This window comes from Kocuria sp. BT304 (genome assembly GCF_003290245.1).
GTDB lineage: Bacteria > Actinomycetota > Actinomycetes > Actinomycetales > Micrococcaceae > Kocuria > Kocuria rhizophila_A.
The window spans coordinates 77,043-91,408 of record NZ_CP030039.1 but is presented as its reverse complement, the minus strand read 5'-3'; the positions used below and the strand labels follow the sequence as shown (position 1 = coordinate 91,408).

Here is a 14,366-nt window from a genome sequence, read left to right as displayed (position 1 = left end):
CCGGAGACTGGGGCAGGGGTGCTCAATCGTGGGTCATGAGCGGGTTCTGTTTTTTTCGTGGATGGGTTGTTGATGAACTTCTATCCTGCCGGGTACAACTCGCTCGTCTCACCGCGCACCCGGTGCCTTGGACTTGAGGTAAGGCGATATGGAGCGGTCGCAGCCCGGGGGGAGGGCGCGTTCTGACTTCTGACCTTATACCCCTGCGGGGTATATAGTCGATGGCATGAACACGCCCGCCACCGACCACGCAGACCCCCACGCGAACCACGCCCCCTCCAGCCACGCAGGCCACGACATGTCCAACATGGCCGCCAGCGCCACCCTCCACTGCCTCACCGGCTGCTCCATCGGCGAGATCCTCGGCCTGATCCTGGCCACCGTGTTCGGGTGGGGCAACGTCACCAGCACCGCCGTGGCCATCGCCCTGGCCTTCGTGTTCGGCTATGCCCTGTCCTCCCTGCCCCTGCTGCGCTCCGGCATTGGCGTGGGTCAGGCCCTGCGTCTCGTGCTCGCCGCGGACACCGTCTCCATCCTCACCATGGAGGTCGTGGACAACCTCGTCATGTGGCTGGTCCCCGGCGCCATGGACGCCGGCCTGCTGGACGCCCTGTTCTGGGGTTCCATGGCTGTGTCCCTCGTGATCGCATACTTCGCGGCGTACCCGGTGAACCAGGCTCTGCTGCGCCGCGGCAAGGGCCACGCCATCACCCACCACGCCTCCGGTGGTGGCCCCATGGACAACCGTCCCCTGGCGTACGGCATCAGCGCGTTCATGCTGGGCGGCTTCGTCGCCTCCCTCGGCACCCTCTTGTAGAGAACCACCACAGCGGGGCCCCGCTGCCACCGCGCATTCCCACCAGAAACCCGCCCTTACCGGGGTCCAGCAACCCGGGCGGGCCCCCAGAAAGGATCCGTCTCATGCGTCGACTTCCCCTCACCCTCGCCGGTCTCACCATCCTGGTGACCGCCACCGCATGCTCCGCCGGTTCCGATTCCGCGGACCACTCCGCCCACGAGGGCCACGAGACCAGCGCGACCTCCAGCGCGACGAGCCAGGCGACGTCGTCCTCCGCGAGCGGCACGCCCAGTGCGAGCCAGGGCGGGCACGAGCACATGCACGCCATGGACGGCGGCCCCGCCCCGGAGGGCATCGCCGCCGCGGAGAAGCCCACCTACCCCGTGGGCACACAGGTCACGCTGACCACCGACCACATGGAGGGCATGGAGGGCGCCCCGGCCACCGTGGTGGGCGCCTACAAGACCGTGGCCTACGCCGTGAACTACACCCCCACGGACGGCGGACCCGAGGTCACCAACCACAAGTGGGTCGTCCAGGAGGAACTCCAGGGCGCCGGTTCCGAGCGCCTCGCGGACGGCACCGAGGTCACCATCGAGGCGGACCACATGGAGGGCATGAAGGGCGCCACGGGCACCGTTGCCTCCTCCACCACCCAGACCGTCTACATGGTGGACTACGAGGCGGACGGTATGACCATGACCAACCACAAGTGGGTCGTGGAGAAGGAGATGAAGCCCCGCGGCTGATTCCACCGCGCGAAGTGTCACCTCCCACCAACCTGCATGTATTCGAATACTCTTGGCCTCATCTCCTCCGCTGCCGCGGACCCGGAGCGTGTCCATCCCCCAGACACACGGAGCGCCCTCGTGAGCCCTGAACACCCGTCCGTCCTCGTTGCGGACGACGACCCCGACATCCGCGACCTCGTGGTCTTCAAACTGCAGCAGGCGGGATACGAGGTCCGGGCGGTGGAGGACGGCACCGCTGCGCTGGGCGCGCTGGAGGACGCCATCCCGGACCTCGTGGTGCTGGACGTCATGATGCCCGGTCTCAGCGGCCTGGACGTGCTGCGGCAGATCCGCGCCACGGAGCGGCTGAGCAGCGTCAAGGTGCTCCTGCTGACCGCCCGCGCCCGTGACACGGACGTGGACGACGGGTACAGCACCGGCGCGGACGAGTACGTCACCAAACCCTTCAGCCCCCGCGAGCTGCTGCACCGCGTGAACAGTCTCCTCGGCCGGGGCCGGTGACCCCGCGGTGGTGACCCCCACGGTGGTCTCCGCGCAGCTGCTGTCCTGGGCGCTGTGGGTTCTGGTGTGGGCCGCGGTCCTGCTCCTCGCGACCGTCCTGGGATCGCGTGCCGGCCGGCAGTGGCGTGAGCGCCGGGATGCGAAGCTGCTCGGTGAGCTGCGCCCCGCAATGCTCGAGGTCGCATCTGGTGAGGACGACGACGCCTCCGCCCTGCGCCGCCTGACCGCGGTGCCCCGGCGCCGCGTGCCGGTGGTGGACCGCGCCGTCTCCGCGATGCTCTCCAAGGTCAGGGGGGAACCCGCCCGTGCCCTGGCCCGGGTGCTCGAAGCCCACGGGCGCGCCCAGTGGGCCCTCGCGGGGCTCTCCTCCCACAGTGCAGTGCGCCGCGCCCACGCCGCCTGGACCCTCGGCCTGATGCGCGCCCGCGAGTCCGCGCCCCGCCTGGTCCCCCTGCTCCAGGACCGTTCCGCGGACGTGGTGGTCGCCGCCGCCCGTGCCCTGGCGCCGCTCGGCGACGGTTCCGCGGCGCGCGCCGTGCTGCGCGCGGTGGCCCCGCGGCGTCGTCCCCGCGGACTGCCCAGCTGGGTGGCCGTGGAGTCCCTGTGCGCCTTCGACGACGACGCGGCACCCGTGATCGCGGACGCCACCCTGCACCCGGACCCCGCCGTGCGCCACGTGGCGGCAACCGTGATCGGAGTGCGCCCCGTGCCGGGTGCCGCTCCCGTCGTGCGTGATTGCCTGGCGCAGGAGACCGATCCCCGTGCCCTCGCCGCCTTCGTCGACGCCCTGGGATGGGTGGGGGGAGCGCAGGACCTCGCCGTCCTGTCCGAGTTCGCCCGCCACCGGGATGAGAGCGTGGCGCTCGCCGCCGTGGAGTCCCTCGAACGGCTGGGCCTGCCCGCCTCCGTGGCGGCCCTGGCCCCCCTGGTCGAGGACACCCGGCCCCGGCTGGCGGAGCGGGCCGCGGTGGCACTCACCGAACTGGGCCCTGCCGGGCGGGAGAGGCTGCTGGGCGCCCTGGACGGCGAGACCCCCGCCGTGCACCCCGCCCACTACGCGCTGCAGCTGAGCGCCATGAGAGGGGCCGGCCGTGGAGTGGCTTGAGCTGCTGCGCGGCGCCGTGGCCGGGATCCTGGCGTTCATCGCGGTGCCGGTGCTGATCTACTTCCTGCTGATCAACACGTCCTACCTGGTGATGATCGTCCTGGCGGCGGTGGACTTCGTGGCCCAGCGCCGCCGGATCCCGTTCGCGGGGCGGGAGGAGCTGATGCACTCCCGCACCATGCCCGGCATCAGCGTGGTGGCACCCATGCACAACGAGGAGGTCGGCATCCGCGTGGCCGTGGAGTCCTTTCTGTCGCTGCAGCACCCGCGCCACGAGGTGATCGTGGTGGACGACGGCAGCACCGACAACGGTTTCGAGGTGCTGCGCCGGGCCTTCGACCTGGTGCCGGTGTCCCGGCAGATGCCCGAGGACGTTCCGGTGCGGGAGGCACCGACCAGCATCCACGTTCCACGGGACGGGCGGACCCGGCTGACCGTGGTGCACAAGCGCAACTCGGGCCGCTCCGACTCCACCAATGTGGGCGTCAACCTGGCCCGCGAGGACCTGGTGCTGTTCGTGGACTCGGACTCCATCCTGGACCCCGGGGCGCTGCTGGCGGTGTCCCGGCCCTTCATCGAGGACCCGATCTCCACGGTGGCGGCCGGGGGAGTGATCCGCGCCGTCAACGGGTGCCGCGTGAAGGGCGGGCGCGTGCTGGAGGTCCGGATGCCCGGCAACCCCCTGGCGGACATCCAGGTGATGGAGTACCTGCGGGCCTTCCACCTGGGGCGCGCAGGCTGGTCCCGGATCAACGCCCTGCTGCTCATCAGCGGCGCGTTCGGTGTCTTCCGCCGGGATGCTCTCGTGACGGTGGGAGGCCTGGACGCCAGCAGCATCGGTGAGGACTTCGAACTGGTCATGCGCTTGCACCGCACGTTCCGCAAACAGCGTCGGCCCTACCGCGTCACCTTCCTCACGGAGCCCATCTGCTGGACAGAGGTCCCCAGCACCCTGCCCGTGCTGCGCAGGCAGCGCGCCCGCTGGCACCGGGGTCTGTGGGAGACCCTGTGGGCCTACCGGGACATGCTCGGCAACCCCCGCTACGGCCGGCTGGGTCTCGTGGCGGTTCCGTACTACTGGCTCTTCGAGCTGATCGCCCCGCTGCTGGAACTCGCCGGGCTGGTGCTGATCGCCCTGGGCTTCGCGCTGGGACTCGTGTCCTGGCAGTACTTCCTGTTGTTCATGCTCGTGGCCTACGCGTACGCGATCATCGTGACCCTCGCGGCCGTGACGATCGAGGAGCTGAGCTACCACAAGTACCCCCGCTGGCGGGACCTGGGCATCACGCTGGGCGCGGTGGTCCTGGAGAACCTGGGCTACCGCCAGCTCACGGCGTGGTGGCGCATGGAGGGCTGGGTGGCCTCCCTGCTGGGGCGCCGCCAGCAGTGGGGCACCATGACCCGTTCGGGTTTCACGGAGGTGGACGGATGAGCGCCCGCTTCCCGGCCCTGGCCCGCGTGCGGGACGGTGTCCGCCACCGCGGGGTGCGCGCCATCCTCCTGCAGGTGCTCGCCCTGTTGTGCCTCGCACTGCTCTTCACCGGCGCCACCGCGCTGTGGGGCCTGCACACGGTGCAGCTGAACGTGGCCACCACGCGCACCACCATCACCCCCCTGGTGGATGCCACCCACCAGGTGGAGGCCACGCTGCTGCGTGCCCAGACGGCCGCGCGCGGCTACTCGGTCAGCGGAGACCGGGCCTTCGCGCAGGAGTACGCTGAGGCCACGGCGGACCTCACTGCGGCCCAGGACGTCCTGGGCGAGGTGGCGGCCGGACGGGTGCCGCAGCTGCGGTCCCTGAACGAGTCCGTGGACACGTGGCTCGGCCTCACTCGGGAACCGGGGAGGGACACCCCGCGGAGATCCATGGACCTCTCCCGCACGGCACCCGCCATGGACCGGGCCCTCGGCACACTGGAAGACGTCAGGGCGGAGGTCTCCAGCCTGCGGGAGCAGCGCAGAGCGGACCTGAACCGGTCCATGACCCTGGCCGCGGCCGCCGTGGTGACTGCCGCGGTGCTGTCGATCGCGGTGACGCTCCTCGCCCTGCGCCGTGCGGACCGCGCCCTAGGGGCACCGCTGCTCGCGCTGCAGCGCACGGTGGCGAGGCAGCGCGCGGGCGACCACGACGCCGTCGCGGACACCTCCCACGGCGCTGTGGAGGTGGTGGATCTCGCCGCGTCCTTCAACGCCTTCACCCGCGAGGCCCGGGACGTGGTGAAGCAACGGGAGCGCACGCTGGAGCAGCTCACGGAGCTGGACCGTCAGAAGTCCGTGTTCGTCTCCACCACCAACCACGAGCTGCGAACCCCGCTCACGTCCATCAGTGGCTATGTGGAGATGCTCCAGGACGGGGACTTCGGCGGCGTCGGCCCGGAACAGGCCCGCGTGCTGGAAGTGGTGCGGCGCAACACGGAGCGGCTGCGGCTGCTGATCGAGGACCTGCTGCTGATCAACAAGCTGGACCAGGACCACGAGAACCGCTCGGCGCGCCACCGTGTGCTGGACCTCGCAGAGTGCGTGTCCGGGGTGGTCACCAATCTCGTTCCCCAGGCCGCGGCGGGCGAAGTGACCGTCCACGCGGACACGGACGGTTCGTGGCCCGTGTTCGGGGACCGCGACCGTCTGGAGCGGGCCGTCACCAACGTGGTGGGCAACGCCATCAAGTTCACCCCGCCCCACGGCGCCGTCACGCTGACGCTGGAACACACGCCCGGCGGCACGGGAGTCCGCCTGACGTGCACGGACACCGGGATGGGCATTCCCGAGAAAGAGGTGGGGTCCCTCTTCATGAGCTTCACCCGGGCCTCCAACGCCACGGCCCAGCAGGTGCCCGGAACGGGACTGGGGCTCGTGATCATGCGCACCATCGTGGAGCAGCACGGGGGGTCCGTGGCCCTGGAGTCGGCGGAGGGGGAAGGCACCACCGTCACGCTGGATCTCCCCCTGGCGACCCAGCAGGGCGAACCGGTGCAGCGGGCCGTGGACGCCGACGCTCCGTGCTATTCTCCTGAATGAGAATTATTCGCAAAAAGGAGGCTCCGTGAAGGTCCGCAACTCGCTCCGCTCCCTCAAGAAGGTCCCCGGCTCGCAGGTGGTCCGCCGCCGGGGCAAGACCTACGTGATCAACAAGAAGAACCCGCGCATGAAGGCTCGTCAGGGCTGACGCGCGCGGGCGCGTCCGGGAGACCGGATCTCAGCGCCCGCGTGCTCTCACCCCTCCACCCCCACCAGCCGGTACCCCATGCCCTGCTCCGTGAGGATGTGCCGGGGCTTGGCCGGGTCCGCCTCCAGCTTCTTGCGCAGCTGGGAGATGTAGAGCCGCAGGTACCCGCTGTCCTGCACGTGCTCGGTGCCCCACACGTGGGTGAGCAGGGTCTGGCGGGTCACCAGCTTGCCCGCGTTGCGCAGCAGCACCTCCACGACCTGCCACTCGGTGGGCGTGAGCCGGATCTGCTTGACCCCGCCCGCCACCGCGCGGGTCACGCTGTGGGCCGCGAGGTCCACGGTCACGTCCCCGAGCCGCGCGGTCGCCACGGTCTTCTCCTGCGGGATCCTACGGGTCAGCGCGCGGATGCGGGCCAGCAGCTCGTCGATCGCGAACGGCTTGGTGATGTAGTCGTCCGCGCCGGTGTCCAGCGCCTGCACCTTGTCCGCCGCGCCCGTGCGCCCCGAGACCACCAGGATGGGCGCCTGGGACCACCCCCGGATCCCCTGGATCACCTCGATCCCGTCCAGCTGCGGCATCCCCAGGTCCAGCAGGAACATGTCCGGCTGCTCGTCCACCGCCGCGCTCACGGCCTCTGCGCCGTTCGCCGCCGTGACCACCCGGTAGCCCTTGGCTCCCAGGATGATCCGCAGCGCCCGCAGGATCTGCGGGTCGTCATCCGCGATGAGGATCTTCACCCGGCACCCCTTCCCGTCCACGCGCCCGGGGCGACGACGACGCCGTCCCCGCCCCGGACGAAACCGTCACCTCGGCCGCCGAGCCGGCCTGCGGCGTCGTCGCCCGGGCGGCACCCGCCTCCGACCGATCCGCCCCGGCGCGCTCCGTGAGCAGCGGCAGCGAAACCACCATGGTGAGCCCGCCACCCGGTGTGTCCTCCGGGGTGAGTGTGCCGTGCATGGCCTCCACAAAACCTCGGGACAGCGCGAGCCCGAGCCCCAGACCGGTGGTGTTGTCCGTGTCCCCGAGGCGCTGGAACGGTACGAACATCTCGTCGTGGCGCTCGGGGGCGATCCCCGGGCCGTGGTCGATCACGCGGATCTCCAGGCGGTCCGCGAACGTGCTGGTGGTGACCGAGACCGGAACGCCCTCGGGCGTGTGCCGCTCGGCGTTGGCCAGCAGGTTCACGAGTGCGCGCTGCAGCAGCACCGGGTCCGCGAGCACCGTGGCACCGTGGTGGGCCAGGTCCAGGCGCACCTCGGAGGGCCCCAGCTGCAGCTCGTCCAGAGCGGAGGCCACCGAGTCCGCCGGGTCCGTGGGTGTGGTCCCCAGGGACAGCACCCCGGCCTGCACCCGGCTCACGTCCAGCAGGTCGTTGACCAGGGTGGCCAGTGCGGCGAGGCTCTCGTCCGCGGTGTCCATGAGCTCCTGCCGGTCCTCGGGCGTGAGCGAGTCCCCGGCCGCGCGCAGCCCGCCCACCGCCGCCGTGGCGGAGGCCAGCGGTCGCCGCAGGTCGTGGCTCAGCGCGGACAGCAGCGCCCCGCGCACCCGGTCCGACGCCGCAATGGGCTCGATCTCCTCAGCCACCGCCTGCAGCCGCTGCCGCTCCAGGGCCGCCCCCATCTGCACGGCGACGACGCTCAGCAGCCGCCGCTCGGACGAGGCCAGGTGCCCGCCGTGCAGCTCGAGCGTGCCCCCGCCGTCCAGGGGCATGACCGTGGGCTCGTCCCCGGGCTCCACGTCCCCCGCGCTCGCGACCACCGTGTCTCCCGCCATGATGCGCACCCCCGGAACGCGGAACACCTCGTGCGCACGGTCCACGAGCGCCTGCACGGCGTCCTCGCCGCGCAGCACGCTGCCCGCGATGCTCTGGATCAGTTCGGACTCCGCGGCCGCCCGGCGGGCGGCGCGGGTGTAGCGGGCCGCGCGGTCCACCACGAAGCTCACGAGCGCGGCGATCACCGTGTAGAGGATCAGCGCCAGCAGGTGCAGGGGATCCGCGATGGTGATGGTGTGGATGGGGTCGATGAAGAAGTAGTCCAGCGTGAGCCCGGAGAGCACCGCCGCGAACAGCGCGGGCCAGATCCCGCCCACGAGGGCCACGACCACCACGAGCAGCTGGTACGCGAGCACGTCGCTCGTGATGGCGTCCGGGGAGCGCACCCCGGCCAGCGCCACGGTGAGCACCGGACCGCCCAGCAGCGCCACCAGGAAGCCGAGCACGCGGCGTCGTGCGGAGAGCGCCCCACCCAGCGGGGGGAGCGTGAACTGCCCGCCCGCCTGCGCGTGGGCGACCATGTGCACGTCGATCTCCCCGGACTCCTTGGTGACCGTGGCCCCGATCCCCGGACCCGTGAAGGCCGCGGCGAGCCGGCTCCGACGGCTGATGCCCAGCACCAGCTGCGTGGCGTTGACCGACCGGGCGAACTCCACGAGCGCCGCGGGGACGTCGTCCCCCGCCACCTGGTGGTAGGTCCCGCCGAGCTTCTCCACGAGCGCCCGCTGCTGCGCGAGCGCGGCCGGGTTCTCCGTGCGCACGCCGTCCTGCGCGATCACGTGCACGGCCAGCAGGTCACCGCCCGCCGAGCGCGCCGCCACCCGGGCGCCGCGGCGCAGCAGGGTCTCACCCTCCGGCCCGCCCGTCAGGGCGACGACCACGCGCTCGCGGGCCTCCCACTTGCCGTTGATGTCGTGCTCGCGGCGGTAGTGCATGAGGGCCTGGTCCACCTCGTCCGCGAGCCACAGCAGCGCGAGCTCGCGCAGCGCGGTGAGGTTGCCCAGGCGGAAGTAGTTGGACAGCGCCGCGTCCACGCGCTCGGCGGGGTACACGAGCCCCTCCGAGAGCCGGTCCCGCAGCACCTGGGGCGCCAGGTCCACCACCTCGATCTGGTGGGCGCCGCGCAGGAACCGGTCCGGCACGGTCTCCCGCTGGGGCGCGCCGGTGATCCGCTCCACCACGTCGTTGAGGGACTCGATGTGCTGGATGTTCACGGTGGAGATCACGTCGATCCCCGCGGCGAGCAGCTGCTGGACGTCCTCCCAGCGCTTCTCGTGCTCGGAGCCGGGGGCGTTGGTGTGGGCGAGCTCGTCCACCAGGGCGATGTCCGGGGCGCGCTCCAGCACCGCGGCCACGTCCATCTCCTCGAGTTCCATGTCCCGGTAGCGGGTGCGCAGCCGGGGGACCTGCGGCAGGCCCTCGGTCATGGCGGCGGTGGCCGCGCGCCCGTGGGTCTCCACGATCCCGATCACCACGTCCCGGCCCTCGGCGAGCAGCCGCCTGCCCTCCGCGAGCATCCGGTAGGTCTTGCCCACGCCGGGAGCGGCGCCGAGCAGCACCCTCAGCCGCCCCGGTGCGGTCATGTCAGCGCCTCGTCTCGTCCAGTGCCAGGTTGAGCTCGGCCACGTTCACCACGCGGTCACCCACGTAGCCCAGGTCGGGGTTCTTGGTGTGCTGGCCCACGAGCTCTCGCACCTGTTCTACCGGAAGACCCCGCTCCCGGGCCACGCGCTCGACCTGGATGTCCGCGTAGCGCGCGCTGATGTGGGGGTCCAGCCCGGAGGAGGAGGCGGTCAGGGCGTCCGCGGGGACCTCGGAGTCGGGCACGCCGTTGAGCTCCGCGATGGCCTGCTTGCGCTGGGTGATGGCCTCCACCAGGTTCCCGTTCTCAGGGCCCCAGTTGGTGCCGGAGGACGACGCCGCGTCGTACCCTGCGTCCCCGGCCGCCGAGGGGCGGGGCTGGAAGTACTGCGGCAGGGGCTTGCCGTCCGCGTCCGTGAAGGACTGCCCGATCAGTGAGGACCCCCGGACCTCACCGTTGCCGTCCGTCATCATGGACCCGTGGCTCTGCTCGGGGAACGCGAGGTACCCGAGCCCGGTGACCACCGCGGTGTAGCCCACGCCCAGCAGCAGGGTGAGCACGATCAGGGTGCGGACGGCCACCGACATGGTGCGCCCGGAGGAGTGTGCGGCAATGCTCATGACGATCGCTTCTTTCTCGACGACTCGAAAACTCTGTGGTGCGGGGTGGGATGTTGCGGTGCGGTGGTGCGGTGGTGCGGTGGTGCGGTGGTGCCCCGCCCGCCGACGGCTCGCGAGGTGGCGGGCGGCGCGTTCGGGGGCGGGTCAGAAGCCCGGGATCAGCCGGACCACCAGGTCGATCAGCCAGATCCCCAGGAAGGGTGTGATGATCCCGCCCAGCCCGTAGACCGCGAGGTTGCGCCCCAGGGTCTTGGACGCGTTCATGGGCCGGTACTTCACGCCGCGCAGGGCCAGCGGGACCAGGAACACGATCACGATCGCGTTGAAGATCACCGCCGAGAGCACCGCGGAGGCCGGTGAGTGCAGGCCCATCACGTTGAGCACCGCGAGCCCCGGGAACACCCCGATGAAGATCGCGGGGATGATCGCGAAGTACTTGGCGATGTCGTTGGCGATCGAGAACGTGGTGAGCGCGCCGCGGGTGATGAGCAGCTGCTTGCCGATCGCCACGATGTCGATGAGCTTGGTGGGGTCCGAGTCCAGGTCCACCATGTTCCCGGCCTCCTTGGCCGCGGAGGTGCCGGTGTTCATGGCCACGCCCACGTCCGCCTGGGCCAGCGCGGGGGCGTCGTTGGTGCCGTCCCCGGTCATGGCCACGAGGTTCCCGCCCTCCTGCTCCGTGCGGATGTAGGCGAGCTTCTGTTCCGGGGTGGCCTCGGCGAGGTAGTCGTCCACGCCGGCCTCCTGCGCGATGGCCGCGGCGGTCAGGGGGTTGTCACCCGTGACCATCACGGTGCGGATGCCCATGGCCCGCAGCTGCGCGAAGCGCTCGGTGAGCCCCTCCTTGACCACGTCCTTGAGGTGCACCACGCCGAGCACGCGCGCCGCGCCGTCGGCCCTCTTGTGCGCCACCACCAGCGGGGTGCCACCCGAGCGGGAAATCTCGGTGACGCGCTCCTGGAGCTCACCCCGGGCGGCGTCGTCCGGCTGCGCGCCGTCCTCCGCGAGCCAGGCGACGATTGCGGAGCCCGCGCCCTTGCGGATCTGCGAGCCGCCCGGCAGGTCCAGCCCGGACATGCGCGTCTGCGCCGTGAAGGGCACGACGTCGCCCGCGGCCTCCTGCTCGAGGCTCGCCCCGCGCTCGCGGGCCAGGTCCACGATCGAGGAGCCCTCGGGCGTGGGGTCCGCCAGGGACGAGAGCGCCGCGGCGTGCACGAGCTCCTCCTCGGCCACCCCGGTGAGCGGGACGAACGCGGTGGCGCGGCGGTTGCCGTACGTGATGGTGCCGGTCTTGTCGAGCAGCAGGGTGGTCACGTCACCGGCGGCCTCCACAGCGCGCCCGGACATGGCCAGCACGTTGCGCTGCACCAGCCGGTCCATGCCCGCGATGCCGATCGCGGAGAGCAGCGCGCCGATGGTCGTGGGGATCAGGCACACGAGCAGCGCGATCAGCACCGTCACGCTCGCGGGGCTCGCGGGGTAGGAGGCGATCGGGTTCAGGGTTAGTGTGACCACCACGAACACGATGGACAGGGACGCCAGCAGGATGTTCAGGGCGATCTCGTTGGGGGTGCGCTGGCGGGCGGCGCCCTCCACCAGGGAGATCATCCGGTCCACGAACGTCTCACCGGGCTTGGAGGTGATCCGCACGACGATCCGGTCCGAGAGCACGCGCGTGCCGCCGGTCACCGCGGAGCGGTCCCCGCCAGACTCGCGCACCACGGGGGCGGACTCGCCGGTGATCGCGGACTCGTCCACGCTCGCGATGCCCCACACGATGTCCCCGTCCCCGGGGATCAGCTCGCCCGCGGAGACCACCACCACGTCACCCAGGGTGAGGTCCGCCGAGGACGCCTCCTCGGTGGCCGCGCGCTGGGCACCCGGGTCCGCGGCGTCGTCGTAGTCCCGCACGCGGTGCGCGGTGGTGCTGGTGCGCGTCTGGCGCAGAGACTCCGCCTGGGCCTTGCCGCGGCCCTCCGCGATGGACTCCGCGAGGTTCGCGAAGACAACGGTGAGCCACAGCCACACGGCGATCGCCCACGTGAACGCGCCGGGCACGGCGGTGCCGCCGGAGTCCTGCGCGCCGCCGGTGAACAGCTCCGCCACGGCGAACACCGTGGTGACCACGGCACCCACCCACACGATGAACATCACGGGGTTGTGCCACTGGGTGCGGGGGTCGAGCTTGCGCACGGCGCCGGGCAGGGCCTCGCGCAGCTGCTGCCACGTGAGCGTCTTGCGGGGTGCGGCCGTCCGGGCCGCGGGGGCCTCGGGGCGTGCTTCGGTGACGGTGGTGCTCATGACTGCATCAGACCTTCTGCCAGGGGACCCAGCGTGAGAACGGGGAAGAACACGAGGGCGGTCACCAGGACCGCGGTGCCTGCGGTGAGCCCCACGAACAGGGGCCGGTGCGTGGGCAGGGTGCCCGCAGTGGCGGGGACCTTCTCCTGCGCCGCGAGGGAACCGGCCAGGGCCAGCACCAGGGCGATCGGGATGAACCGGCCGAACAGCATGGCCACGCCGATCGCGGCGGTGAGCCAGGGGGTGTCCGCGGTGAGGCCCGCGAAGGCCGAGCCGTTGTTGTTGGCGCCGGACGCGAACGCGTACAGCACCTCGGAGAGCCCGTGCGGGGCGGTGTTGGTCAGCGACTCGTTCTCGATGCTGTCCCGCAGGGCGGGGATCCCGAAGCTCAGGCCCACCCCGGCGAGCACCAGCACGGGCATCACCAGGATGTAGAGGCTTGCGAGCTTCATCTCGCGGGGGCCGATCTTCTTGCCCAGGTACTCGGGGGTGCGCCCCACCAGCAGCCCGGCCACGAACACGGCGATCACCGCGATCACGAGCATCCCGTACAGCCCGGAGCCCACACCGCCGGGGGCCACCTCACCCAGGAGCATGTTGAGCATGGGGACCATCCCGCCCAGGGCGGTGTAGGAGTCGTGCATCGAGTTCACCGCACCCGTGGAGGTCAGCGTGGTGGTGGCCGCGAAGATCACGGACTGGGGGATGCCGAAGCGGGCTTCCTTGCCCTCCATGGGACCACCCGCGAGCTCGGGCGCGGTGCCCTGCCCGGCGGACTCGAACGCGGCGAGTGCGAACACCGAGGCCAGGTACAGCACGCCCATGACCGCGAGGATCGCGTAGCCCTGGCGGTTGTCGCCCACCAGTCGCCCGAACGTGCGGGGCAGGGCGAACGGGATCACCAGGATCAGGAAGCACTCGAAGAGGCTGGTCCACCCGGTGGGGTTCTCGAAGGGGTGGGAGGCGTTGGCGTTGTAGAAGCCGCCGCCGTTGGTGCCCAGCTCCTTGATGACCTCCTGGGAGGCCACGGGCCCGCCCGGGATGGACTGGGTGCCGCCGGCCACGGTGGTGACGTCCGTGAAGCCGTCGAAGTTCTGCACCACACCGCCTGCGATCAGCGCCAGCGCGCCCAGCACCGACAGCGGCAGCAGCACGCGCACGGTGGTGCGGGTGAGGTCCACCCAGAAGTTGCCGATGGTGCCGCTGCGCCGGTACGCGAAGCCGCGCACCAGGGCCACGGACACCGCGATGCCCGTGGCGGCGGAGACGAAGTTCTGCACCGCCAGGCCCGCGAACTGCACGGTGTACGCGAGGTTCTCACCCGAGTACGCCTGCCAGTTGGTGTTGGTCACGAAGGAGATGGCCGTGTTGAACGCGACCCCCGGCTCCGGGTTGTCCGCGCCCGTGGAGAACGGCAGCCACTGCTGGGTGCGCTGCAGCAGGTACAGCAGCAGCACGCCCGCCAGGGAGAAGTACAGCACCGAGCGCAGGTACGCCTGCCAGGACTGCTCCTGGTCCGCGGCCACGCCGGTCAGCCTGTAGAGGACCCGCTCCGGGGCCCAGTGCGTGCGGGTCTGGAAGACCCACGCCATGTAGTCGCCCAGGGGCCGGTAGGCCAGCGCGAGGGCCAGCACCAGGGTGCCCAGGGACGCGAGGAAGGGAACCCACTCCATCAGAAGCTCTCCGGGTTCACCAGGGCGAAGACCAGGTACGCGATCGCCGCGACGCCCAGGACGAACGCGATGCCGCTGAGCACGATCACA

13 protein-coding genes are annotated in these 14,366 nt (G+C 71.3%); 7 read left to right on the top strand and 6 right to left on the bottom strand.

What is annotated here, in order from left to right; all coding sequences use genetic code 11:
- Nucleotides 1-226 precede the first annotated feature (226 nt).
- From DNL27_RS00420 to ykgO, 7 genes are all read left to right on the top strand, one after another.
- On the top strand, nt 227-817 hold the full coding sequence (locus tag DNL27_RS00420; RefSeq protein ID WP_239494397.1) for a DUF4396 domain-containing protein: 591 nt from the start codon (nt 227-229) through the stop codon (nt 815-817).
- Nucleotides 818-921: 104 nt separating this feature from the next.
- Complete coding sequence (locus tag DNL27_RS00415) at nt 922-1,548, top strand: YdhK family protein (protein ID WP_112234368.1); 627 nt, start codon at nt 922-924, stop codon at nt 1,546-1,548.
- Nucleotides 1,549-1,668: 120 nt separating this feature from the next.
- The gene (locus tag DNL27_RS00410; protein WP_012399388.1) at nt 1,669-2,052 is read left to right on the top strand and encodes a response regulator transcription factor; all 384 of its coding nucleotides are present in this window, start codon (nt 1,669-1,671) and stop codon (nt 2,050-2,052) included.
- Between the two features lie 10 nt (nt 2,053-2,062).
- Nucleotides 2,063-3,157 carry a HEAT repeat domain-containing protein gene (locus DNL27_RS00405; protein WP_239494396.1) on the top strand — a complete coding sequence of 365 codons (1,095 nt, stop codon included), beginning with the start codon at nt 2,063-2,065 and terminating at the stop codon, nt 3,155-3,157.
- Nucleotides 3,144-4,589, top strand: a complete 1,446-nt coding sequence (locus tag DNL27_RS00400) for a glycosyltransferase (protein WP_112234366.1) — start codon at nt 3,144-3,146, stop codon at nt 4,587-4,589. Before DNL27_RS00405 ends, DNL27_RS00400 begins: the two co-directional genes overlap by 14 nt.
- Nucleotides 4,586-6,175, top strand: a complete 1,590-nt coding sequence (locus DNL27_RS00395) for an ATP-binding protein (protein WP_112234365.1) — start codon at nt 4,586-4,588, stop codon at nt 6,173-6,175. Before DNL27_RS00400 ends, DNL27_RS00395 begins: the two co-directional genes overlap by 4 nt.
- A 25-nt stretch (nt 6,176-6,200) precedes the next feature.
- Entirely contained in the window at nt 6,201-6,323 is a 123-nt protein-coding gene (ykgO, locus tag DNL27_RS00390) for a type B 50S ribosomal protein L36 (protein WP_055085155.1), read from the top strand.
- A 47-nt stretch (nt 6,324-6,370) separates the two neighbouring features.
- Here ykgO and DNL27_RS00385 read toward each other — a convergent pair whose 3' ends face one another.
- From DNL27_RS00385 to DNL27_RS00360, 6 genes are all read right to left on the bottom strand, one after another.
- Nucleotides 6,371-7,063: a response regulator gene (locus tag DNL27_RS00385; protein ID WP_094393273.1), complete on the bottom strand. Its 693-nt coding sequence runs from the start codon at nt 7,061-7,063 to the stop codon at nt 6,371-6,373.
- Complete coding sequence (locus tag DNL27_RS00380; protein ID WP_083482491.1) at nt 7,041-9,683, bottom strand: ATP-binding protein; 2,643 nt, start codon at nt 9,681-9,683, stop codon at nt 7,041-7,043. Before DNL27_RS00380 ends, DNL27_RS00385 begins: the two co-directional genes overlap by 23 nt.
- A gap of 1 nt (nt 9,684) precedes the next feature.
- Nucleotides 9,685-10,302 (bottom strand): potassium-transporting ATPase subunit KdpC, encoded by a 618-nt coding sequence (gene kdpC, locus DNL27_RS00375; RefSeq protein ID WP_055085159.1) that lies wholly within the window; start codon nt 10,300-10,302, stop codon nt 9,685-9,687.
- Between the two features lie 144 nt (nt 10,303-10,446).
- Complete coding sequence (gene kdpB / locus DNL27_RS00370; protein WP_112234364.1) at nt 10,447-12,603, bottom strand: potassium-transporting ATPase subunit KdpB; 2,157 nt, start codon at nt 12,601-12,603, stop codon at nt 10,447-10,449.
- Nucleotides 12,600-14,276, bottom strand: a complete 1,677-nt coding sequence (gene kdpA / locus DNL27_RS00365; protein WP_112234363.1) for a potassium-transporting ATPase subunit KdpA — start codon at nt 14,274-14,276, stop codon at nt 12,600-12,602. The genes kdpB and kdpA overlap by 4 nt, the downstream gene beginning before the upstream one ends.
- Nucleotides 14,276-14,365, bottom strand: coding sequence for a potassium-transporting ATPase subunit F (locus DNL27_RS00360; protein ID WP_065118165.1), 90 nt, complete (start codon nt 14,363-14,365; stop codon nt 14,276-14,278). The genes kdpA and DNL27_RS00360 overlap by 1 nt, the downstream gene beginning before the upstream one ends.
- Nucleotide 14,366 lies beyond the last annotated feature (1 nt).

Bases quoted from the DNA above. Each gene is read 5' to 3' on its own strand.
- DNL27_RS00420 (WP_239494397.1), top strand. From the start codon at position 227: ATGAACACGCCCGCCACCGACCACGCAGACCCCCACGCGAACCACGCC.
- DNL27_RS00415 (WP_112234368.1), top strand. From the start codon at position 922: ATGCGTCGACTTCCCCTCACCCTCGCCGGTCTCACCATCCTGGTGACC.
- DNL27_RS00395 (WP_112234365.1), top strand. From the start codon at position 4,586: ATGAGCGCCCGCTTCCCGGCCCTGGCCCGCGTGCGGGACGGTGTCCGC.
- DNL27_RS00380 (WP_083482491.1), bottom strand. From the start codon at position 9,683: ATGACCGCACCGGGGCGGCTGAGGGTGCTGCTCGGCGCCGCTCCCGGC.
- kdpC (WP_055085159.1), bottom strand. From the start codon at position 10,302: ATGAGCATTGCCGCACACTCCTCCGGGCGCACCATGTCGGTGGCCGTC.
- kdpB (WP_112234364.1), bottom strand. From the start codon at position 12,603: ATGAGCACCACCGTCACCGAAGCACGCCCCGAGGCCCCCGCGGCCCGG.
- kdpA (WP_112234363.1), bottom strand. From the start codon at position 14,276: ATGGAGTGGGTTCCCTTCCTCGCGTCCCTGGGCACCCTGGTGCTGGCC.